Source organism: Enterobacter sp. QK-SA4, assembly GCF_056856775.1.
This window is the reverse complement of sequence record NZ_JBXFXH010000007.1, coordinates 4,589,356-4,610,274: the sequence shown is the minus strand read 5'-3', so window position 1 is coordinate 4,610,274 and position 20,919 is coordinate 4,589,356. Positions and strand designations below refer to the sequence as shown.

Sequence of the window (20,919 nt, the reverse complement as noted above, 5' to 3'; positions counted from 1 at the left end):
TGCCCGCCAGGCGGGCATTACCATTAACGTTGCCTGGTTTGCGAAAAAGGAGTACTCAGCGCAAATACGGTGACAAAGAAGATTACAGCCTCTGAACTCAATAGTATGACGTCCGTCAGGCCATAGAGTAACAAAAGAAGCATGGTCGTCAGCAGCAGGCCATTTCTGTTTTTAAGTGCGTAAACGATCATCGATATATAGAAAAAGAATAATATCGCCAGCCCGGGGATCCCCTGCAGCGAATATTTTTCAATAAACTCATTATGCAGATGCACCCTGATAAACTCGAGTGCAGTCGCGAGATGTGGATGCCCATTTTTTACATATTGCTGCGTCCATACTTCGCGCTCTTCAACTGACTGCCCGAAAGGATGAGCAAGTCCGTTTTGAATACCCACATTCCACATAGAAAAACGTGCACCGAGTGAAGTTGCATCATTGCCTTTTTGATAATTTTCAACTTCAGCTTGTGTTTGTTGTATCTTTGGTAAAATTAATGGCTTGTAGCTGACGATAACAATACCCGCCACAATACATAAGAAAATCAGCGTTGATTTAAGGTGTATTCTTCTAAAATGGTAAAGCGTAAGTACAATCGCCAGGAGTAAATATAATCCCATTGCGGCACGCGTGCCCGTTAACAGAATAACGAAATAAGATATTAAAATGATGAGCCCTGCGGTGATATATAGTTTTATATTTTTCTCTAGATAAAGGCTGTATACAAACGCCAGCGACAGTACAGAGTAAACATAGGCCGACACGGTCGCACGGTTTATGGCCATCTCAATACGTCCCATACCCTGTGATGCCTGCCATAAGCCATAGCCAGTGGCAAGTATAAACCCTGCACCAGAGGCGTATAAAAAATATTTCTGGAAGGAAGCTTTATCAATATAAGACTTAAACCGGTCAAGGTAAAAAATGAGAATACTTGCCAGAATCAACTTTTTACTTGCACCGAGATAATCGCTATAAACGTTCAGACCTTCACTATGATATTCATACACCAGATACCAGCCAAGATTGAGCAGTCCAATTAGCAAGATCGGCAATGCGATAGAAAAAGGACGCACTGTGATTTTTTTATATTCGCACGCTAAGCCGATAACGCTGGCATAAATTGCAATATAGAAAAACTCTCGCTGCTTACCTGAACTCAGCAGCGTCAGTGCAAGCGAAATAAGGCTCAAAATCAGCGTAAGCTGATAAAGTCGCAGTTTTACTTTTTCCATAATGCCTCAATGACCCTTTTTTTGTAGCTGAAACGTACATCTCTGGAGAAAAAGAAAGAGAGAGAATAAAGTGCATTGACCCGCTGTTTGACCAGTTTGAGTTGCAGGTCAGTCAGATGCTGCCGGTGGTTACGGTAGATATCAAACCAGTGACAATTAACAAGATGCTGAAAAGAACGAGGGAATGTTTTTTCCATCTGTAATGTGCATTCAACCAGCGTAGCGATTTTAGTGGCGTCGAGACGGCTCGACAAACTGTCGCTACGTTTGATGTAATAGTAATGGCCCTGGCGTTGGTAGCAGATTTTTTCTGCCTGCATGAGCATGGCAGGAAATACCGCAAAGTCTTCGTAACAGACCATCGATGGAATGGGATTGCTCTCGTACAATTTCTGATGAATGAATTGCCCGATGAGGTGCGCCTGAAAATCTTTGTGCTGCAGGAATCGCTTAATTGCCTCATATTGCGACAAAGCAACCGGAGAGAACCCCTGCCAGTCGGCTGTCATTTTTTTGGTGTCGCGAATTTCCAGCAGGCGCGTCAGTAGCATATCAGGGCGCTCTGTTTTGAGAAAAGCCACGGCGTCCCTGATGCTGCCCGGTTTCATCCGATCATCGCTATCCAGCATGGTAATGTATTCACCTGAGGCCAGCGAGAGGGCACTGTTTCGAACATGACCTACGTTACGGTACTCAACGTATCGGGATTGCGCATTCGGAAACGCTGGCAGCCACGCCTCGATAATATCCTGTGTAGAGTCATTGGAACTGTCGTTAAAGATAATGATCTCTACATCATCGCCCGCACCTTCAATCGCGTTTTGCAGGCTTTCTAGCGTTGTGTGAAGCGTCTCTTTGGCGTTATGCGCGGCAATAATGATGCTTAGAAAAGCCATAAAAATTAGTTTCCCTGAGCATCAAAGGAGTATGCGGTTGCGTTAATTGTTGGTAGCTCACAGATGAAATGTTTAAGTTCACGCAGCGATTCGTCTGTTACAGCGAAGAGTTCTTCCCGGCCCTGTGAGAAGTAATATCGTGTTTCAAAAACATATGAGCAAATGTTGTCATCATTACCAATCAGCAATACGTTGCCCAGCGGACGCTGTTCATAGTGACAACAAGGCCCAAACAGTAAGATTACCGGCACGCCGACAGCATCGGCAATGTAGACATTCCCCGAGTCAGACGCGATATAGCAATCCATTTTAGAAATGGCCCACGGCAGCTCTTCAAGCGAGATTTTGCCAATCAGATTAATAAAGTTGGGCAGTTCACCATAAGCGCGGGTGATGTCATCCATCCACGATTGTTCATTCGGCGCGCCAAAGACATAAAACTCGCAGGGCAGGTCGGCGAGACGATCGGCAATTTGCTTCCAGATGACCGGCGGAACGGTTTTCGCTTTATTTCCCGCGGCTACGCTGATGCCAATGCGGATCACGCCGGGTTTATCGAGGATTGCCGGATAGGTCGCCGGTTTGAAAAGCGGCTTTGTGGCGTGCTTTGGCGAGTCTTTCCAGGTTAAGGTGCGATCGGCCAGTTTGAGATAGTTCGTTACCGACAGCGTCTTTCTGCCGTGTTCAACAGTGCCGTCTGCCGTTGCATAGAAAATACCGTGATACCATCTGCGCGTGTAAGTGCTTAAAAACTGTTTGTTTTTAGCGTTACATACGGAGGCGAAAAAGAGGTTCACGCTGTTGGGTTGCAGGAGATAGACATTGTCATAGCGGTTCATGATCCGGCAGGCAAAGACCAGCTTTCGCCACAGGTTACGCTTATGCTGCTCGATAAAAAAAATCTCGTCGATCGTCTCATCATGCTTTGCCAGCGCACCTACGCTACGGCTGATGAGCACGTCGCTTTTTTGCAGGTACGCCAGAAGGGGCGTTGCATTAACAAAATCGCCGATTTTTGCTGTCTGAATGACCAGATTTTTACCCGTCTCTTTGCGGAACAGCTTCCGGATAAGCTTCACCGGAAAGAGTAAAATCAGCAGAAATACGTAACTCATGCGTTAGATATCCCTGTTGGAAAGCCAACGGCTGCCCTGTAAAAATGAAAAAATAGCATCTGCGCTGATATCCTTCGTTTGCTGGGTCGGGCTGACCATCTGATGCTGGTTTTTGCCGTAACCCCCGATCAATCCAGGATCGGTCGGACCAAAAATCGTAATATTCGGACGATCCAGCGCCGCGGTTAAATGGCTTAAACCTGTATCAACGGAAACAACAGCATTCGCTCCCGCCAGCTGCGCTGCAACCTGCGCCAGCGTGAGTTTCGGCAATACTTCGACGTGTGAAAAGCCTGCTGCCAGACGCTCTGCGCGCTGCCGCTCATGTTCAGCGCCCCAGGGCAGTTTAATATGGATGCCGGTAGGTTGCATTAGTTCAATCAGGCTTCGCCAGTGCGTTTCCGGCCAGTGTTTATCGTCGCGCGTTGTGGCATGCAGGAAGACAAGATAAGGCTGAACACAGGGATCTGTATTGCGCAAAAAGTGCTGCGCAATGGCGTAGTCGCCCTGGGTTTCCGGTTTCGCATAGCCCAGGCTTTTTGCAAACAGCTCGCGGGTACGTTCAACGGCATGCTGTTGCTTTGCGATGCGGTGGCGGCGGTTATAGAACAGGGTCGCCAGCGGTTCGCGGGCGGAGTGCCAGTCCATGCCGTGCTTTACGCCGTGTGCCAGACGCGTCACCAGCGCGGCGCTTTTCACCAGCCCCTGGGCGTCGATGATAGCGTCGTAATGCTGTACCTGCACCGCCTCGCGGAAGGCCTTGCGTTCGGCTTTAATCGGCGCGGAGAACCACGCTTTGCGCCAGCGGCGAATCGCCACCGGTATCACGCGGTCAACCGCTTCATGCCAGGTGGGGATCTGCGCGAAGCCTTCTTCCACCACCCAGTCAAAACGAATGCCGGGAACGGCCCGCATGGCGTCCGTCAGTGACGGGAGCGTATGCAGCACATCGCCCATCGAAGAAGTTTTAACGATCAGTACCCGCATTCGTTATCCTTCTTCACTCAACAGCAGTTCGTTAAGCTCTTCGAGAACGCGCTCTGGCGTAATGTCGATCAGGCTCTGATGGTAGCCTTCTGCGGCATCGCCCTTGCGAACTTTATGGTAGCCCGTGATCAGGCGGATGACGCGCGCTTTATGAGAAAGCGGGGGCGTGAAGTCCGGGCTACTTGGGCCATACAGCGCCACCAGCGGGCGGTTGAGCGCTGCGGCGACGTGCATCAGGCCCGAATCGTTGCTGACCACGGCCTTACAGGCGGCGATCAGAATAACCGCCTGTTCAAGCTGCGTTTCTCCCGCCAGGTTGCGGCACCAGGCCTGCTGTTCATTACTGAGCGTCGCGAGAATTTCGTTGCCTGCCTCGTGGTCCTTTGCCGAACCGAACAGGACAATCTGGTAGCCTTCGTCAATCAGCTGTTTCGCCAGCTCCGCATAGTGGTAGTGCGGCCAGCGTTTTGCCGGCCCGAACTCTGCACCGGGGCAGAAGCCAATCATCGGGCGTTCAGACGAAAGACCAAACGCGTTACAGGTCTGGGATTTTTCACCGTCGTTAACCTGAAGCTGTGGCCATAGCAGAGGCTGCGGCAGATCTTTCGCACTGCGCATCACGCCTTTGTCGTAGGCCAGCGCCACATAGCGCTCCACCATCAGCGGCCAGGCCTCTTTATCCAGCACCCGCGCATCGTTCAGCAGGCCGTAGCGCATTTCACCGCGCCAGCCGGTGCGATGTGGAATACCCGCAAAAAAGGGCACCAGGGCGGATTTAAAGGAGTTTGGCAGGACATACGCCCGATCGTAGCGCTTCTCGCGCAGGCTATGGCCGAGTTTACGGCGTTCGCCAATTTCCAGCGCCCCGTGGCCAAGCGGCATCGGGATCGCCTCGTTCACTTCCGGCATACGCGACAACAGCGGACGGCACCATGCGGGTGCCATCACGTCGATTATCGCCTGGGGATAACGCGCCTTGAGCGTGCGATAGAGACTTTGCGACATCATCATGTCGCCCACCCATGACGGGCCGATCACCAGAATCTTCATACTTACGCGTCGCGGTTCAGCCAGGCCATATATTCCGTTACGCCTTCGGCAACGGTCTTGAACGGCTTATCGTAGCCTGCGGCGCGCAGGTTGGTCAGATCGGCCTGCGTGAACGCCTGGTAACGGCCTTTCAGCTTGTCAGGGAACGGAATGTACTCGATGCTGCCTTTTTTGTGATACGCCAGCGTTGCGTCAGCCACTGCCTGGAAGGACTCCGCGCGGCCTGTACCCAGGTTGAAGATGCCGGATACACCGTTTTCCCAGAACCACAGGTTCACTGCGGCAACGTCGCCCACGTAAACGAAGTCGCGCTTAAAGCCATCGCTGCCTTCGAACAGTTTCGGGCTTTCGCCGTTATTCAGCTGGGTGTTCAGGTGGAACGCCACGCTCGCCATGCTGCCTTTGTGGCCTTCGCGCGGTCCGTAGACGTTGAAGTAGCGGAAGCCAACGATCTGCGAGTTCGCTTCTGGCAGTACCTGACGCACGTACTCGTCGAACAGGAATTTGGAGTAGCCGTAGACATTCAGCGGCTGCTCATATTCACGGGACTCGATGAAGTCCGAGGTGCGCCCGCCGTAAGTGGCCGCAGAAGAGGCATACAGGAACGGAATTTCACGCTCCAGGCAGTAGTGCAGGATCTCTTTGGAATACTGATAGTTGTTGTCCATCATGTACTTGCCGTCCCACTCGGTGGTGGAAGAACACGCACCTTCGTGGAAGATAGCTTCGATCTCGCCGAACTCTTCGCCTGCCATAATCTGGATAAGGAAGTCTTCTTTATCCATGTAGTCAGCGATGTTCAGATCCACCAGGTTGACGAACTTGGTGCCGTCTTTCAGGTTGTCAACCACCAGGATGTCGGTGATGCCTTTGTCATTGAGAGCCTTAACAATATTGCTGCCGATAAAGCCCGCGCCGCCGGTAACGATGATCATAACTGTAACCTTTGAAGTGTGGAGCCCGGGGACAATCCCGGACGCTAATGTCTCTATCATATCATTAGTATGGCTGCCCTTCAGCCATTCACCTTCACAGCGCAGGGGTACGCGTGATTTATGCTGCAAAAACGACAAGAGATGACGTGTCATCTCGTCATGAACTATAGGTTTGGGTAATATGTCCCGAAATTTGCCGAGTCTGGAGAATTGCAATGCGTGGTGATTTTTACAAACAGTTAAACAGCGACCTCGACACCGCACGTGCGGAAGGGTTGTTCAAGGAAGAGCGTATTATCACGTCTGCCCAGCAGGCGGACATCACCGTTGCCGACGGCAGCCATGTGATTAACTTTTGCGCGAACAACTATTTAGGTCTTGCGAATCACCCTGAGCTGATTGCCGCTGCAAAAAACGGCATGGACACCCACGGTTTCGGCATGGCCTCCGTACGCTTTATCTGCGGTACGCAGGACAGCCACAAGCAGCTTGAGCAAAAGCTGGCGAGCTTCCTCGGAATGGAAGACGCGATTCTGTACTCCTCCTGCTTTGACGCCAACGGCGGTCTGTTTGAGACCCTGCTTGGCGCAGAAGATGCGATTATCTCCGACGCCCTGAACCACGCCTCCATCATCGACGGCGTACGCCTGTGCAAAGCGAAGCGTTTCCGCTACGCCAACAACGACATGGTCGAGCTGGAAGCGCGCCTGAAAGAGGCGCGTGAAGCGGGCGCTCGCCACGTGCTGATCGCCACCGACGGCGTGTTCTCCATGGACGGCGTGATCGCCAACCTGAAGGGCGTGTGCGACCTGGCAGATAAATACGACGCGCTGGTGATGGTCGATGACTCTCACGCGGTCGGTTTTGTCGGCGAAAACGGCCGCGGTTCCCACGAATACTGTGACGTAATGGGCCGCGTGGACATCATCACCGGTACGCTGGGCAAAGCGCTCGGCGGCGCGTCCGGCGGCTATACCGCCGCGCGTAAAGAGGTGGTCGAGTGGCTGCGCCAGCGCTCCCGCCCGTATCTGTTCTCCAACTCCCTGGCGCCGGCCATTGTTTCTGCCTCCATCAAAGTGCTGGAGATGGTGGAGTCCGGCGCTGAGCTTCGCGACCGCCTGTGGTCCAACGCCCGTCTGTTCCGCGAAAAAATGAGCGCCGCAGGGTTTACCCTGGCCGGTGCTGCCCACGCGATCATTCCGGTGATGCTGGGTGATGCGGTCGTCGCGCAGCAATTTGCTCGCGAGCTGCAGAAAGAAGGGATTTACGTCACCGGGTTCTTCTTCCCGGTGGTGCCAAAAGGTCAGGCGCGTATCCGCACCCAGATGTCTGCGGCGCATACGCCTGAACAAATTGAACGTGCGGTAGAAGCCTTTACCCGCATCGGCAAACAGCTGGGCGTAATTGCCTGAGGACGTGTGATGAAAGCGTTATCCAAACTGAAAGCGGAAGAAGGGATTTGGATGACCGACGTGCCGGAGCCGGAAGTCGGTCATAACGATCTGCTGATCAAAATTCGTAAAACCGCCATCTGCGGTACTGACGTTCACATCTACAACTGGGACCAGTGGTCGCAGAAAACCATTCCGGTACCGATGGTTGTCGGTCACGAATATGTTGGTGAAGTGGTGGGTATCGGCCAGGAAGTGAAAGGCTTCCAAATTGGCGATCGCGTCTCCGGTGAAGGCCATATTACCTGCGGCCACTGCCGTAACTGCCGCGGCGGGCGTACGCACCTGTGCCGTAATACCATTGGCGTGGGCGTAAACCGTCCGGGCTGCTTCGCGGAATACCTGGTGATCCCGGCGTTTAACGCGTTCAAAATCCCGGACAATATCTCTGACGATCTGGCCTCCATCTTCGACCCGTTCGGCAACGCGGTGCACACGGCGCTCTCCTTCGACCTGGTCGGTGAAGACGTGCTGGTCTCCGGCGCGGGCCCAATCGGCATTATGGCGGCTGCGGTGGCGAAGCACGTGGGTGCGCGCAACGTTGTGATCACCGACGTGAACGAATACCGTCTGTCGCTGGCACGCAAAATGGGCGTCACCCGTGCGGTAGATGTCTCGAAAGAGAGCCTGACCGACGTGATGGAAGAGCTGGGCATGACCGAAGGCTTTGACGTGGGTCTGGAGATGTCCGGCGCGCCGCCGGCGTTCCGCACCATGCTCGACACCATGAACCACGGTGGACGTATCGCGATGCTGGGTATTCCGCCGTCAGATATGTCTATCGACTGGAACAAAGTCATCCTCAAGGGGCTGTTCATCAAGGGCATCTATGGCCGCGAGATGTTCGAGACCTGGTACAAGATGGCGGCGCTGATCCAGTCCGGTCTGGATCTGTCCCCGATTATTACTCACCGCTTCTCCATCGATGAGTTCCAGCAGGGCTTCGACGCGATGCGTTCCGGCCAGTCAGGAAAAGTGATCCTGAGCTGGGATAAGTAATCAAAAAGGGGCCTCAGGCCCCTTTTTTACTGATTCTTTTTCTCTTCGTCCGTCAGGTAACGCACCTTGCGGGTGTAGTCCTGACCTTTGAACAACAGTTTGTTATCCGGCGATTCAAGATACTTCTGCCATTCGGAGAGAGGGAAACCGCCGTGCGCGCCAACCACCTCTTTCGGTACAACGGCTTCCTGACCGCCGATTTTCTTCGAGACCGGCCAGTTCATCCAGTCACCCAGGTTAACCGTTTTTAGATCCAGCATGTCCAGCAGCGCGGCGAGCGGCAGCTGATCGGTCGGCGGCTGCGTGTCGTCCATCAGCTCCCAGGTATCCTGGAACAGCGTCAGCCACAGCGGGCAGATACGGCGCCAGGTCTTTTTAGTTGCCGCAAGAAACGCGCCGTTAACGTGATCGACCAGATACGGGCGCACCGTCTCTTTGTAATACGCCGGCACTTTCTCCGCTGGCGCACCGTCCAGCTTGGCAATCATTTTGCCCTGACGGAAGCTGGAGTAGATATGCATATCTGCCATGTTGATCTCGGGCATCTTGAGCAAGTTGAGATCGGAATCGATCATCAATACGCCTTCACCGCGCGCCTGCAGCGGGGCGTTAAGCTTCACCAGGCGGCTGAGGTAGATCTGCTTATAGCGGTAACCTTCCTCACGAACCGGAAGGTTAAGCGTCACTACGCGTGTTTTCGGCGGCAGTACCCCAAAGGCGGATTCAGGCTGATCGCTGACGATGACGATTTCGCTCACCCCGGTGGCATAGCGTTCCGCGAAGGTGGCAGAGAGTAATGCTTCTTCGACGAAATCTGCGCCGGTACACGGAATCACAATAGAATCCACCGCAGCAAGCGCGCCCGTCACGGGCAGAGAGCTGTAAGGAATGTTGTGTCGCCCGGTGATATGACGATAGCGAGCATTAAGAAATTTAAACATAGTTATCTCGTTTGGTTAGTGCGCGCCAAGCACGGCTTCGACACCGCTGACATAGTTTTCGATGGCATAGGTATGACAGACGTTCTGGTATGCAGCCGCAGCCAGTCGAGCCCGCAGATCCGCATCTGACCAGATATTGTCCAGATGCTGTGCAAGCTGTGAAACATCGCTCCAGGGGAAGAGCAGCCCTGTCGAATCATGATCAATCAACTCCGCCGTGCCGGTCACCTGAGAGCCAATCACGGGGATATTGAGAAGCATCGCTTCCAGCACCACGCGCGGCAGCCCCTCGCTTTTTGAGGCCAGAATAAAGGCGTCAAACGTAGCGAGGTAATCAAATGGGGTATTCTGAAAACCGGTGAAGATGACGCGGGATTCAATTCCCAGCGCTCGGGCCTGTTCCGCTAAAGCGCGACGCTCGGCACCTTCTCCGACCAGCACCATTTTCCATTTCGCCTGGGGATGTTTCTGGCTGAACTGTGCCAGCGCCTCCAGCGTGTGGTGGTTGGCTTTGCGAGGGATTAACGACCCGATACTGCCGAACACAAACGTGTCGTCATCGATGTTCAGGCGCTGGCGCATCGCGCGTCGGTCAGGTAAAGGCTGGTGGATGTCGATGGCATTATTGACCGTCGTACACAGTTCGGGCCGGACGCCATGCTCAAGCAACACGCGTTCAACGCCGTGCGAGACGGCGATGATTTTTGTGGCATGGGCATTAACCAGCTTTACCAGCGGCGGGGTTAAAACAGGTTCAATGCGGCAGTGCTGAATCAACCGCGCCTGCAGCTTTGCCGCCGCGAGATAGCCTTCCTCATTTGAGCCCGGCTGGTTATTCATATAGAGCGTATCGAAACCGCCCTGCTTGAAAAGGGTTTCGATTTTGCTGACGTTAGGCCTGATGCGCCACATGATATCCACATGACGTGTAAATGCCTTGCGGGCGCCGCGTGAGAAAAACAGCAGGCTACGTCCCGCTTCCTTCAGCAATTTGGCCCAGACCGGCTGCTGGCGTTGAGGGATAACGATGAGTGGGATCCCGATGCCGTTGAGCACCTGGCCAATCGTCTCACCTTCAGCACGACTATAATCACTGTAAAAACAACAGGTAATATCGAATTTATCGCGATTGATTCGCTTCAGGAGCTCAAGCATACTGTTGGTGCCTCCCCCCCATTCTTTACCCGTATCCAGGAGGAGAATTTTACTTTTGTGCGGCATGTCTGAATCCGTGTGCTACCCTTCAACTGACTGCATTATAAAGAATCTGTTGAAATAAAATAGATTTTTCTATTTTATTGCGCTTCAGGATTAGACAAAATTTCAAGCGTGCTTATTTGAAAAGTGTGATTCAGGACTTTAATCGTCTCTACTCATTTATATAGTATTAATAATATTAATTTAGACTGCTATTGAGAGTGGGGAAATGTTTAAAATAACGGTCTGCTTATTAACGTTTAATTCTGAAAGATTATTGCACGATGTTATCCCGCCTCTTTTGAAAATAGCGGATGAAATTGTCGTAGTCGATTCTGGCAGTACGGACAAAACACGATATATTTGTGAAAGCTTTGGCCTTCAACCCGTCTATAAAAAATTTGGCTGGCATGGCGAGCAGATGAACTATGCCACATCCTTAGCCAGCCATGACTGGGTCCTGTGCATCGACAGCGACGAAATTCTTGATCAGGAAACGGTTAATGCCGTTTTAACGTTAAAAGCAGGCGATGAGCCAGACCCGGGAATGGCATGGCAAATATGCCGCCACTGGTTTGTTCTGGGTGAGGAAGTCCGGACGATTTATCCTGTTTCATCCCCTGATTATCCTGTGCGTCTTTTTAACCGTAACCAGTCCCGGTTTAATAACCGACCGGTAGACGATCAGGTCGAAGGTTTTCTCCGTTGTGAACGTATTCCGGGTTATGTAAAACATGATACGTTTCCCACGCTGCATGAGCTTTTTAACAAATTAAATTGTTATACAACCCGCCTGGTTCAACATCAAAAAATACGGCCCTCTATCGGGCGCGGCGTAATCAGCGCCATCGGGGCTTTTTTCAAATGGTATCTGTTTAGCGGCGCCTGGCGTATGGGCAAAGTGGGGGTTGCGACGGGACTGTACGCCACAGCCTATAGCTTTTTGAAGTATTTCAAATCCTGGTATCAGCATCAGGAAAAAAAAGAGCCCGTTGCTAACGAGCAGACGGACTCTCAGATTGCGAAATAAGCGTCAGGCTTTCTTACCCCATCCCTGCCACTGCTGCTGGACGTAATTCACCAGCGTACTGTTACTGATGCTGTCTCCGATGACGGAGAAGAAGCGGGTTGCATAGACCGGTTCAAGCGGTTGCTTAGGTACACAGCGCTTCACGCCGCGGAACGGATTGCGCGGCGCTGTCGGGACAGGCTGCGCAGAATTTGGTTTAGAGGTATCCACCTGCGGCTCGTTCAGCAGATCGCTCGGACGCACCAGCGTGATATCGGCAGGCAGGGTCGGCAGCATCTGCTGCAGGACGCGGACAGTAGACGGGTGCGGGTGACCGATGGCGATGGCTGAGCCATTGCGGCGGGCCAGCTGTACCGCGCGATTAAACTGCATGCGAATATCGGCTTCGTTCTGGGTATCATCCAGGAACACCTTGCGCTTAATCACCTTTACGCCCGTTCCCTGAGCGGCACGCATTGCCTGGCTGTTGCCGATGGTCATGCTGTCGAGGAAGTAGAGGTTGTAACGCTCCAGCGCCTGCATCACTTTGAGCATCCCGAACAGGCTTGATGTCATCGCGCTGCCCATATGGTTGTTCAGCCCTACGGCATACGGCACTTTGTTGTAGGCGTCGCGGATGATGCGCTCGATCTCCTCGCTGCTCATATCCGGGCGCAGGGTATCTTTTTCCAGCGGCTGCTTGCTGAGCGGGGCCATCGGCAGGTGGATCAGCACCTGATGACCGCTGCTGTGGGCTTTGGTCGCCATTTCGCGCGCGTGGGGCGCATTTGGAAGAACGGCGACAGAGATGGCCGACGGCATCGCCAGCACCTGATTTTCATAGTGTGGACGATAACCGAAGTCATCAATCACGATAGCGAGTTTACCTGCGTATACCGGTGCAGCCAGCGCCAGCGCGCTGACGACGGAGAAAACCATTCGACGAAATTGAAGCAAAACTTATCTTCCCAACCACGGCTGTGGATTGACCGCCTGACCCTGGCGACGAATTTCGAAATAGAGTGACGGGCGGCCCTGACCGCCACTGCTGCCCACAAGGGCGATGGGTTGGCCTGCGCGCACCTGCGTGCCAACGCTGACCAGCGCGCTCTGGTTGTAGCCGTAAAGGCTCATGTCGCCTTTACCGTGTTCGACCACCACCACCAGCCCGTAACCTTGCAGCCAGTCGGCCAGAATTACGCGGCCATCGGCGATGGCTTTCACTTCGCTACCTTCAGACGCACCGATAACGATCCCTTTCCAACGTAGCTCACCCTGCAGCTGTTCGCCATAGCGATGCAGAATTGAACCGCGAACGGGCCAGAAAGCCTGACCGCGAGGAGAGCCCAAACCGCCGGTACGCGACATCAGAGAGCGTTCGCTCTCGCTTGGCTTGTAGGTGGTCCCTTTGCGGGACGCTTCCTGCTGCTTGTCGCGAACGGCCTGCGCCTCGCGCGCCTCTTTTTCGGCGCGCGCTTTCGCCGCCGCTTCCGCACGGGCGATGCTGTTACGCAGTTTTGATTCGTTGGCGCGCATTTCGCTGAGCTGGCTCTGACCTTCCTGAATGGAGGATTCAAGGCCGGAAAGGGTTTTCTTACGCTCGTTGCGAGCCTGCTCAAGCTTCGCCTGCTGGGCCTGCTGATCGTAGAGCAGCGTCTGCTGCTGGCTCTGCTTCTCTTCCAGCTCGGCTTTTTGCGTTGAGACCTCTTCGCGCGTCTGCTTCAGCTGCGCGATCGTCTCCTGACGCGCCTGGTTGAGATAGCCAAAGTAGGCCTGCAGGCGCTGACCGCGCTGGCTCTCTTCGCCGCTGAGGATCAGCTGGAGTCCGGTATGTTCACCCTGACGGAATGCGGCATCAAGCTGTGCGGCAAGATTGCGCTCCTGCGCATCGCGCTGGCGCTCGAGTTTGGCAATCGACGCGCTCATCTCGTCGATCTGTTTATTCAACTGGGCGAGGGTGTTTTGCGTTTCACGGAGTTTACGCGTTGCGGCGGAGATCGCCTCTTCCTGCTGCTTAAGCTGGGCGAGCAGGGCGGAGCGCTGCTGCTGCTGCTGGCGTACCGCACGCTCTTTGGCGGCGATATCGGCCTGAATGGATTTCAGCTGGTCGCGGTCATCCGCGTGGGCGGATGCGGCGCACAGCAATACGCCAGCGCTGAGTGCGCTGGCGTAAAACAGAGGTCTGACTGATAACCTAAGCGGCTTCACGACCCATGTGATTGAAAAAATCGCCTTTCCCCTCATGGGGAGCGATTATTCCACGATGAACAGCGGCTTACCAGTCATCTCTTCAGGGATCGGCATACCCATCAGCGACAGCATGGTTGGCGCGATGTCAGAAAGCTTGCCGCCTTCCACTGCTTTCAGTGATTTATCACCCACATAAATCAGCGGAACAGGCAGGTTGGTATGGGCCGTGTGCGCCTGGCCGGTCGCCGGGTCGCGCATCTGTTCAGCGTTACCGTGGTCAGCGGTGATCAGCAGCTGGCCGCCAACGGATTCAACCGCTTTCGCTACCTGCTCAACACAGTGGTCCAGCGCTTCTACCGCTTTCACAGCCGCTTCCATCACCCCTGTATGCCCAACCATGTCGCCGTTCGGGTAGTTACAGATGATGGTGTCGTACTTACCGCTCTCGATGGCCGCAACCAATTTTTCCGTCAATTCTGCAGAGCTCATTTCTGGCTGCAGATCGTAGGTAGCGACTTTCGGGGAGTTGATCAGAGTGCGGTCTTCGCCTTTGAACGGCTCTTCAACGCCACCGTTAAAGAAGAAGGTCACGTGCGCGTATTTTTCAGTTTCGGAAATACGCAGCTGCGTTTTGTCGTTCTTCGCCATCCACTCGCCAAAGGTGTTTGCCAGAGATGCTGGCGGATACGCGCAAGGCGCTTTGATGTCTGCGGCGTATTCAGTCAGCTGGATGAAGTCCAGTTTTACCACTTTCTTACGGGCAAAACCGTCGAAGTCGCTGTTGACGAAGGCACGGGTGATTTCACGCGCGCGGTCAGCGCGGAAGTTCATGAAGATCAGCGCGTCACCATCTTCCATGGCGGCGTCGGCCTGGCCTTCAGCGCGGATCACGGACGCTTTAACGAATTCGTCATTTTCATCACGTGCATAGGCCGCTTCCAGCGCTTCAACGGCGGTCGCGAACTGGAATTCACCTTTTGCCAGGGTCATCAGGTCATAGGCCTGTTCAACGCGATCCCAGCGGTTGTCGCGGTCCATGGCGTAGTAACGGCCAATGATGGACGCTACGCGGCCTTTACCCAGCGCGGCGAACTTCTCTTCGAAGGCTTGCAGAGAGCCTTTTGCGCTGCGTGGTGGCGTATCGCGTCCGTCCAGGAAGGCGTGCAGATAGATTTTTTCCGCACCGCGCTCGGCGGCCAGTTCAACCATCGCCATGATGTGATCTTCGTGGCTGTGAACGCCGCCAGCAGAGAGCAGGCCCATGATGTGTACGGCCTTGCCAGCGGCAACGGCTTTATCGACCGCGCCAGACAGCGTTGGGTTGGAGAAGAAGGTGCGTTCTTTGATTTCAACGTCCAGACGCGTCAGATCCTGATACACAATACGCCCGGCGCCCAGGTTTACGTGACCGACTTCGGAGTTGCCCATCTGGCGGTCCGGCAGGCCTACTTCCAGGCCAGACGCGTCAATCAGCGTATGCGGACGTTTCGCCCACAGGGCATCCATGACCGGGGTTTTGGCGTTGAAAATAGCGTTATCCTGGCTATCTTCACGGTAGCCATAGCCATCCAGAATCACCAGTACCATAGGTTTTTTAGAAACCGACATTGCGACAACCTCATGCTCAAGAGTCAAAATTTGCGTAATTTTACTACAGCTGAATCGATCAAATAGCCGCAGAAGATCAAAGAAAGCGCAGGGGCAAGATGTTCATCAGACCATTTTGAGGCATTTTTTTAGGTGGCATGCCGCAGAAAATGGATTAGGTTATGGTCGCTGGCTGTATTTGCCAGAACGCACAGGTATACTCCTGTCCTGGTTTTTTTTATCACTTAGTCGGGAGTAGTTACCCTCCATGCAAGAAATTATGCAATTCGTTAGCCGCCATCCGGTTCTGAGCATCGCGTGGATTGGCCTGCTGGCTGCTGTGCTGTTCACCACATTTAAGAGCCTGACGTCTAAAATTAAGGTTATCACCCGTGGTGAAGCGACGCGTCTGATCAACAAAGAAGATGCCGTCGTGGTCGATCTGCGTCAGCGTGACGATTTCCGTAAAGGTCACATTGCGGGCGCAATCAACCTGCTGCCAGCTGAAATCAAAGCGAACAACGTCGGTGAGCTTGAGAAACACAAAGCCCAGCCGATTATCGTTGTCGATGCGACCGGCATGCAGGCACAGGAATCTGCCAGCGCGCTTCATAAAGCAGGCTTCGAAAACGTAACGGTGCTGAAAGAAGGTATTTCCGGCTGGAGCGGGGAAAATCTTCCTTTGGTACGCGGTAAATAAGGAGTTCAGTCATGGCCAATATTGAGATCTATACCAAAGCGACGTGCCCGTTCTGTCATCGTGCGAAAGCGCTGCTGAACAGCAAAGGCGTCACGTTCCAGGAACTGCCGATCGACGGTGACGCGATTAAACGCGAAGAGATGATCAAACGTAGTGGTCGCACGACGGTTCCGCAGATTTTTATTGATGCGCAGCACATTGGCGGCTGTGATGACTTGTATGCGCTCGACGCCCGTGGTGGACTCGATCCGCTGCTGAGCTAAGAGACTTTAGGACAATTAAAAAGGGTATTTCCATGTCAGAACAAAACAACACCGAAATGACTTTCCAGATCCAGCGTATCTACACCAAGGACGTCTCTTTCGAAGCGCCAAATGCGCCGCATGTTTTCCAGAAAGACTGGCAGCCAGAGGTTAAACTTGATCTGGATACCGCATCTACCCAGCTGGCAGATGACGTGTATGAAGTCGTGCTGCGTGTGACCGTTACCGCGTCCCTGGGCGAAGAAACTGCATTCCTGTGTGAAGTTCAGCAGGGCGGCATCTTCTCTATCGGCGGTATCGAAGGCAACCAGATGGCGCATTGCCTGGGTGCGTACTGCCCGAACATTCTGTTCCCGTATGCGCGTGAATGCATCACCAGCCTGGTTTCTCGCGGTACATTCCCGCAACTGAACCTTGCGCCAGTTAACTTTGATGCGCTGTTCATGAACTATCTGCAGCAGCAAGCTGGCGAAGGTGCTGAACAACATCAGGATGCCTGATGAGCACTGTTAATGCGTCAATGACTGTGATCGGTGCCGGCTCATACGGCACCGCTCTTGCCATCACGCTGGCAAGAAATGGTCACGAAGTGGTTCTCTGGGGCCACGACCCAAAACATATCGCAACGCTGCAACGCGACCGTTGTAACGTGGCGTTTCTTCCGGACGTTCCGTTCCCCGACTCCCTGCACCTTGAAAGCGACCTTGCGACCGCGCTGGCGGCCAGCCGCAACATTCTGATTGTGGTCCCGAGCCATGTATTTGGCGACGTGCTCCGTCAGATTAAGCCGCTGATGCGCCCGGATGCGCGCATTGTCTGGGCGACAAAAGGACTGGAAGCCGAAACCGGACGCCTGCTGCAGGACGTTGCCCGCGAAGCGCTGGGTGATGCGATCCCGCTGGCGGTCATCTCCGGCCCGACCTTTGCCAAAGAGCTGGCCGCTGGCCTGCCGACGGCGATTTCGCTGGCCTCCACCGATCAGGCCTTCTCCGACGATCTTCAACAGCTGCTGCACTGCGGCAAGAGCTTCCGCGTCTACAGCAACCCCGATTTTATCGGCGTGCAGCTGGGCGGTGCGGTGAAGAACGTGATTGCGATTGGTGCCGGGATGTCAGACGGCATTGGCTTTGGTGCCAATGCGCGTACGGCGCTGATCACCCGAGGACTGACCGAAATGTCCCGCCTGGGCGAAGCGCTGGGTGCCGATCCGGCCACCTTTATGGGAATGGCTGGCCTGGGCGACCTGGTGCTGACCTGTACCGATAACCAGTCTCGTAACCGCCGTTTTGGCATGATGCTCGGACAGGGCAGCGATGTTAAAGGCGCGCAGGAGAAGATTGGTCAGGTGGTTGAAGGCTACCGCAATACCAAGGAAGTCCGCGAGTTGGCGCACCGTTTCGGTGTCGAAATGCCAATAACCGAGGAAATTTATCAGGTATTGTATTGCGGAAAAAATGCGCGCGAGGCAGCATTGACCTTATTAGGTCGTGCGCGCAAGGACGAGCGTAGCAGTAACTAGTCGGAACCGTTGTCACCTGAATGACCCAGCCAGCGCAGAACTGGCTGGTCATTAACTATCGTCTGGAGTAAGCAATGCCGTGTGAAGAACTGGATATCGTCTGGAACAATATTAAAGCCGAAGCCCGGGCGCTGGCCGACTGCGAGCCTATGCTGGCCAGTTTCTACCACGCGACGCTACTCAAGCACGAAAATCTCGGCAGCGCGCTGAGCTATATGCTCGCCAACAAGCTGGCTTCCTCGATCATGCCCGCTATCGCTATTCGTGAAGTGGTGGAAGAGGCGTACGCCGCAGACCCGGAAATGATCGCCTCTGCCGCCTGCGATATTCAGGCCGTGCGCACGCGTGATCCGGCGGTCGATAAATATTCTACGCCGCTGCTGTACCTGAAAGGCTTCCACGCCCTGCAGGCTTACCGCATCGGCCACTGGCTGTGGAATGAAGGCCGCCGCGCGCTGGCGATCTTCCTGCAAAACCAGGTTTCCGTGACGTTCCAGGTCGATATTCACCCGGCTGCGAAAATTGGCCGCGGGATCATGCTCGACCACGCCACCGGGATTGTCGTCGGGGAAACGGCGGTCATTGAAGATGACGTCTCGATCCTGCAGTCGGTTACCCTGGGCGGTACCGGTAAAACCAGCGGCGATCGCCATCCGAAAATCCGTGAAGGGGTGATGATTGGCGCGGGTGCCAAAATCCTTGGCAATATCGAAGTCGGGCGCGGTGCGAAGATCGGCGCAGGCTCCGTGGTGCTCCAGCCCGTGCCGCCGCATACCACCGCCGCAGGCGTACCGGCGCGCATCGTCGGTAAACCAGACAGCGATAAGCCTTCCATGGACATGGATCAGCACTTCAACGGCATTCACCATACGTTCGAGTATGGTGACGGCATTTAACTTCTGAGAATGGCGCCCGGATACCCCAGCTGGCGCCAGGCTTCATACACCACCACCGACACCGCATTCGACAGGTTCATGCTGCGGCTGTCCGGCATCATCGGAATACGGATTTTCTGCTCGGCGGGCAGGGCATCCAGGATCGTGGCCGGCAGGCCGCGGGTTTCCGGGCCAAACATCAGATAGTCACCTGCCTGATAGCTCACGGCGCTATGCGCTGGCGTGCCTTTGGTAGTCAGGGCGAACATGCGCTGCGGCTTCTCTGCTTCCAGAAACGCGGCGTAATCGTGATGGCGAACGACGGCGGTAAATTCATGATAATCCAGCCCTGCGCGACGCAGACGTTTGTCGTCCCACGTAAAGCCCATCGGCTCAATGATATGCAGACGAAAACCGGTGTTGGCACACAGGCGGATAATATTGCCGGTATTCGGCGGAATTTCTGGTTCGAATAAAACGATGTTAAGCATGCTGCCCCCTTAATTGCGGGGGCAGAATAGCAGAAAAGAGAGTAACTACGCGACGCCGGGTTCCTGCGAGCGGCCGTACAGCATTTTGTAGACGGTAGCCGCAGCGGCTACCAGAGCGGGCACGCTGAGGATCATTAAAATACTGTCTGCCTGCCACTGCATAGAGAGAAGCTGGGCGCTGGTCATGGTTCCCGCTACGCCGCCAAAGCGGCCGATCCCCTGCATCCAGGCGATGCCCGTCGCGCGGCACTCGGTAGGGTAAAAGGTGGCGGCCAGGGTTTGCATGCCCGATTGCGCGCCATTCATCGCGATCCCCATCAGGAAAATCAGCCCGCCAAACAGGGCGATATGGTTATGCTCAATGCCAAGCAAAAGGATGAGGCCCATTGTCAGCACGAAACCACACGCGACCACCCGGTGCGCTTCCCAGCGGTCCATCATCCAGCCCGCGAGCAGAATGCCTGCGGTGCCGCCGAAGGTGAACAGCGAGGTCAGCCATGCGGATTCTGCCAGGGCATAGCCCATTCCCTGCATCAGCGTTGGCATCCAGCTCAGCAGAACGTAGTAAATGACCAGCCCCATAAAATAGGTCACCCACAGCATCAGGGTGCCGGGCAGCCAGGGCATGGAAAACAGCTGCGACACGCTCCCTTTTTTAGAGGCGACTTTCTCCTCCGCCAGGAAAAAGCCCGTGACGCTATCCAGCGTGCTGCGGGCAAACCGGCTGGCGATGCGGCGGACCTGCATGACGTCTTTCCCGCGCTGCACCAGAAACTTCACGGACTCCGGTAAAAACAGCGCCAGCAGCAGCGTTAAAACCAGCGGCGCAATCGCCCCGGTCAGCAGCACGCTTCGCCAGCCGTGGTGGGGGATAAGCCAGGAAGAGATCGCGCCGCCGCCCGCCGCACCCAGAGGGAAGCCGCAGTACATGGTATTGATCGCCATGGCGCGACAGCGCTGGGGGGCAAACTCGGAGATCAGCGTGATGGCGTTAGGCATTGCGGCGCCGAGGCCCAGGCCCGTCAGAAAGCGCCACAGCGTGAGCGTATTCAGACTTTGCGCCCAGGCCGTCCCCAGGCTCGCAAGGCCGAAGAACAGGCACGAAAAGACCAGCACGCGCTTGCGCCCCATCCGGTCCGATACCGGACCGGCAACCAGCGCGCCCAGCGACAGCCCCAGCAGCGCTGCGCTCAGCACCGGCCCCAGATCCTGTTTGTGTATTCCCCATTCTGCCGACAGCGTAGGCGCGATGTAACCCATCGCTGCCGTATCAAAACCATCGATCGCCAGAACCAGAAAGCCCAGCACAATGAGCAGCCAGTGAAACCCTGAAAAGGGACTCTCATCGATCACCTGCTGAATATCCACCTTACCTGAATACGCCATACGCTCCACTCCGATCTGATGTTGTTTTTGTGTTCTTGTATTTGCTTGTCTATACAATTGCGGACGGCGGGTGAATGTCAAATTTTCTTATCC

General features: G+C 54.6%; 21 protein-coding genes. 8 read left to right on the top strand and 13 right to left on the bottom strand.

Annotation, left to right across the window (positions count from 1 at the left end; genetic code table 11):
* Positions 1-23: 23 nt before the first annotated feature.
* Genes AC1VYI_RS23750 through rfaD form a run of 6 tightly spaced genes read right to left on the bottom strand, consistent with a single transcriptional unit; the run spans position 24 to position 6,218 of the window.
* Complete coding sequence (locus AC1VYI_RS23750) at positions 24-1,235, bottom strand: O-antigen ligase family protein (protein ID WP_134866956.1); 1,212 nt, start codon at positions 1,233-1,235, stop codon at positions 24-26.
* Complete coding sequence (locus AC1VYI_RS23745) at positions 1,223-2,131, bottom strand: glycosyltransferase family 2 protein (RefSeq protein ID WP_134866955.1); 909 nt, start codon at positions 2,129-2,131, stop codon at positions 1,223-1,225. The genes AC1VYI_RS23750 and AC1VYI_RS23745 overlap by 13 nt, the downstream gene beginning before the upstream one ends.
* A 5-nt stretch (positions 2,132-2,136) precedes the next feature.
* The gene (locus AC1VYI_RS23740) at positions 2,137-3,246 is read right to left on the bottom strand and encodes a glycosyltransferase family 9 protein (protein ID WP_134866954.1); all 1,110 of its coding nucleotides are present in this window, start codon (positions 3,244-3,246) and stop codon (positions 2,137-2,139) included.
* Positions 3,247-3,249: 3 nt separating this feature from the next.
* Positions 3,250-4,233, bottom strand: a complete 984-nt coding sequence (rfaC, locus tag AC1VYI_RS23735) for a lipopolysaccharide heptosyltransferase RfaC (protein ID WP_047743192.1) — start codon at positions 4,231-4,233, stop codon at positions 3,250-3,252.
* 3 nt (positions 4,234-4,236) lie between these two features.
* Entirely contained in the window at positions 4,237-5,283 is a 1,047-nt protein-coding gene (gene rfaF / locus AC1VYI_RS23730; protein ID WP_032661897.1) for an ADP-heptose--LPS heptosyltransferase RfaF, read from the bottom strand.
* Between the two features lie 2 nt (positions 5,284-5,285).
* Positions 5,286-6,218: an ADP-glyceromanno-heptose 6-epimerase gene (gene rfaD, locus AC1VYI_RS23725; RefSeq protein ID WP_008502707.1), complete on the bottom strand. Its 933-nt coding sequence runs from the start codon at positions 6,216-6,218 to the stop codon at positions 5,286-5,288.
* A 215-nt stretch (positions 6,219-6,433) separates the two neighbouring features.
* Between rfaD and kbl the strand changes: the two genes are divergently transcribed.
* Positions 6,434-7,630: a glycine C-acetyltransferase gene (gene kbl, locus AC1VYI_RS23720; protein WP_134866953.1), complete on the top strand. Its 1,197-nt coding sequence runs from the start codon at positions 6,434-6,436 to the stop codon at positions 7,628-7,630.
* Positions 7,631-7,639: 9 nt separating this feature from the next.
* Positions 7,640-8,668 carry an L-threonine 3-dehydrogenase gene (gene tdh / locus AC1VYI_RS23715; protein ID WP_482882990.1) on the top strand — a complete coding sequence of 343 codons (1,029 nt, stop codon included), beginning with the start codon at positions 7,640-7,642 and terminating at the stop codon, positions 8,666-8,668.
* Positions 8,669-8,694: 26 nt separating this feature from the next.
* Here tdh and AC1VYI_RS23710 read toward each other — a convergent pair whose 3' ends face one another.
* Together AC1VYI_RS23710 and AC1VYI_RS23705 are read right to left on the bottom strand one after the other, a co-directional pair.
* Complete coding sequence (locus AC1VYI_RS23710; RefSeq protein WP_023309907.1) at positions 8,695-9,609, bottom strand: hypothetical protein; 915 nt, start codon at positions 9,607-9,609, stop codon at positions 8,695-8,697.
* Between the two features lie 15 nt (positions 9,610-9,624).
* Positions 9,625-10,830: a glycosyltransferase gene (locus AC1VYI_RS23705; protein ID WP_226483389.1), complete on the bottom strand. Its 1,206-nt coding sequence runs from the start codon at positions 10,828-10,830 to the stop codon at positions 9,625-9,627.
* A gap of 205 nt (positions 10,831-11,035) precedes the next feature.
* Between AC1VYI_RS23705 and AC1VYI_RS23700 the strand changes: the two genes are divergently transcribed.
* Positions 11,036-11,836 carry a glycosyltransferase family 2 protein gene (locus tag AC1VYI_RS23700; RefSeq protein ID WP_134866952.1) on the top strand — a complete coding sequence of 267 codons (801 nt, stop codon included), beginning with the start codon at positions 11,036-11,038 and terminating at the stop codon, positions 11,834-11,836.
* A gap of 3 nt (positions 11,837-11,839) precedes the next feature.
* On the opposite strand, the gene AC1VYI_RS23695 is transcribed toward AC1VYI_RS23700, so the two are convergent.
* From AC1VYI_RS23695 to gpmM, 3 genes are read right to left on the bottom strand one after another with little or no spacing between them, the layout of a single operon-like run.
* Positions 11,840-12,772 (bottom strand): divergent polysaccharide deacetylase family protein, encoded by a 933-nt coding sequence (locus AC1VYI_RS23695; protein ID WP_047743183.1) that lies wholly within the window; start codon positions 12,770-12,772, stop codon positions 11,840-11,842.
* Positions 12,773-12,775: 3 nt separating this feature from the next.
* Complete coding sequence (gene envC, locus AC1VYI_RS23690; protein WP_230122857.1) at positions 12,776-14,035, bottom strand: murein hydrolase activator EnvC; 1,260 nt, start codon at positions 14,033-14,035, stop codon at positions 12,776-12,778.
* A 33-nt stretch (positions 14,036-14,068) separates the two neighbouring features.
* Positions 14,069-15,613: a 2,3-bisphosphoglycerate-independent phosphoglycerate mutase gene (gene gpmM / locus AC1VYI_RS23685; protein WP_023309912.1), complete on the bottom strand. Its 1,545-nt coding sequence runs from the start codon at positions 15,611-15,613 to the stop codon at positions 14,069-14,071.
* 247 nt (positions 15,614-15,860) lie between these two features.
* Here gpmM and AC1VYI_RS23680 point away from each other — a divergent pair, with 247 nt between their 5' ends.
* The 5 genes from AC1VYI_RS23680 (at position 15,861) to cysE (ending at position 18,970) form a co-directional block, all read left to right on the top strand.
* On the top strand, positions 15,861-16,292 hold the full coding sequence (locus tag AC1VYI_RS23680; protein ID WP_023309913.1) for a rhodanese-like domain-containing protein: 432 nt from the start codon (positions 15,861-15,863) through the stop codon (positions 16,290-16,292).
* An 11-nt stretch (positions 16,293-16,303) separates the two neighbouring features.
* Positions 16,304-16,555, top strand: a complete 252-nt coding sequence (gene grxC / locus AC1VYI_RS23675) for a glutaredoxin 3 (RefSeq protein ID WP_023309914.1) — start codon at positions 16,304-16,306, stop codon at positions 16,553-16,555.
* A 32-nt stretch (positions 16,556-16,587) separates the two neighbouring features.
* Positions 16,588-17,055, top strand: coding sequence for a protein-export chaperone SecB (secB, locus tag AC1VYI_RS23670; RefSeq protein WP_003860835.1), 468 nt, complete (start codon positions 16,588-16,590; stop codon positions 17,053-17,055).
* The gene (gene gpsA / locus AC1VYI_RS23665) at positions 17,055-18,074 is read left to right on the top strand and encodes an NAD(P)H-dependent glycerol-3-phosphate dehydrogenase (protein WP_023334039.1); all 1,020 of its coding nucleotides are present in this window, start codon (positions 17,055-17,057) and stop codon (positions 18,072-18,074) included. The genes secB and gpsA overlap by 1 nt, the downstream gene beginning before the upstream one ends.
* Before the next feature lie 74 nt (positions 18,075-18,148).
* Positions 18,149-18,970, top strand: coding sequence for a serine O-acetyltransferase (gene cysE, locus AC1VYI_RS23660; RefSeq protein ID WP_008502718.1), 822 nt, complete (start codon positions 18,149-18,151; stop codon positions 18,968-18,970).
* On the opposite strand, the gene trmL is transcribed toward cysE, so the two are convergent.
* Together trmL and AC1VYI_RS23650 are read right to left on the bottom strand one after the other, a co-directional pair.
* Complete coding sequence (gene trmL, locus AC1VYI_RS23655; RefSeq protein ID WP_033147028.1) at positions 18,967-19,440, bottom strand: tRNA (uridine(34)/cytosine(34)/5-carboxymethylaminomethyluridine(34)-2'-O)-methyltransferase TrmL; 474 nt, start codon at positions 19,438-19,440, stop codon at positions 18,967-18,969. The genes cysE and trmL overlap by 4 nt on opposite strands.
* A gap of 45 nt (positions 19,441-19,485) precedes the next feature.
* Positions 19,486-20,826 (bottom strand): MFS transporter, encoded by a 1,341-nt coding sequence (locus AC1VYI_RS23650; RefSeq protein ID WP_059445367.1) that lies wholly within the window; start codon positions 20,824-20,826, stop codon positions 19,486-19,488.
* Positions 20,827-20,919 lie beyond the last annotated feature (93 nt).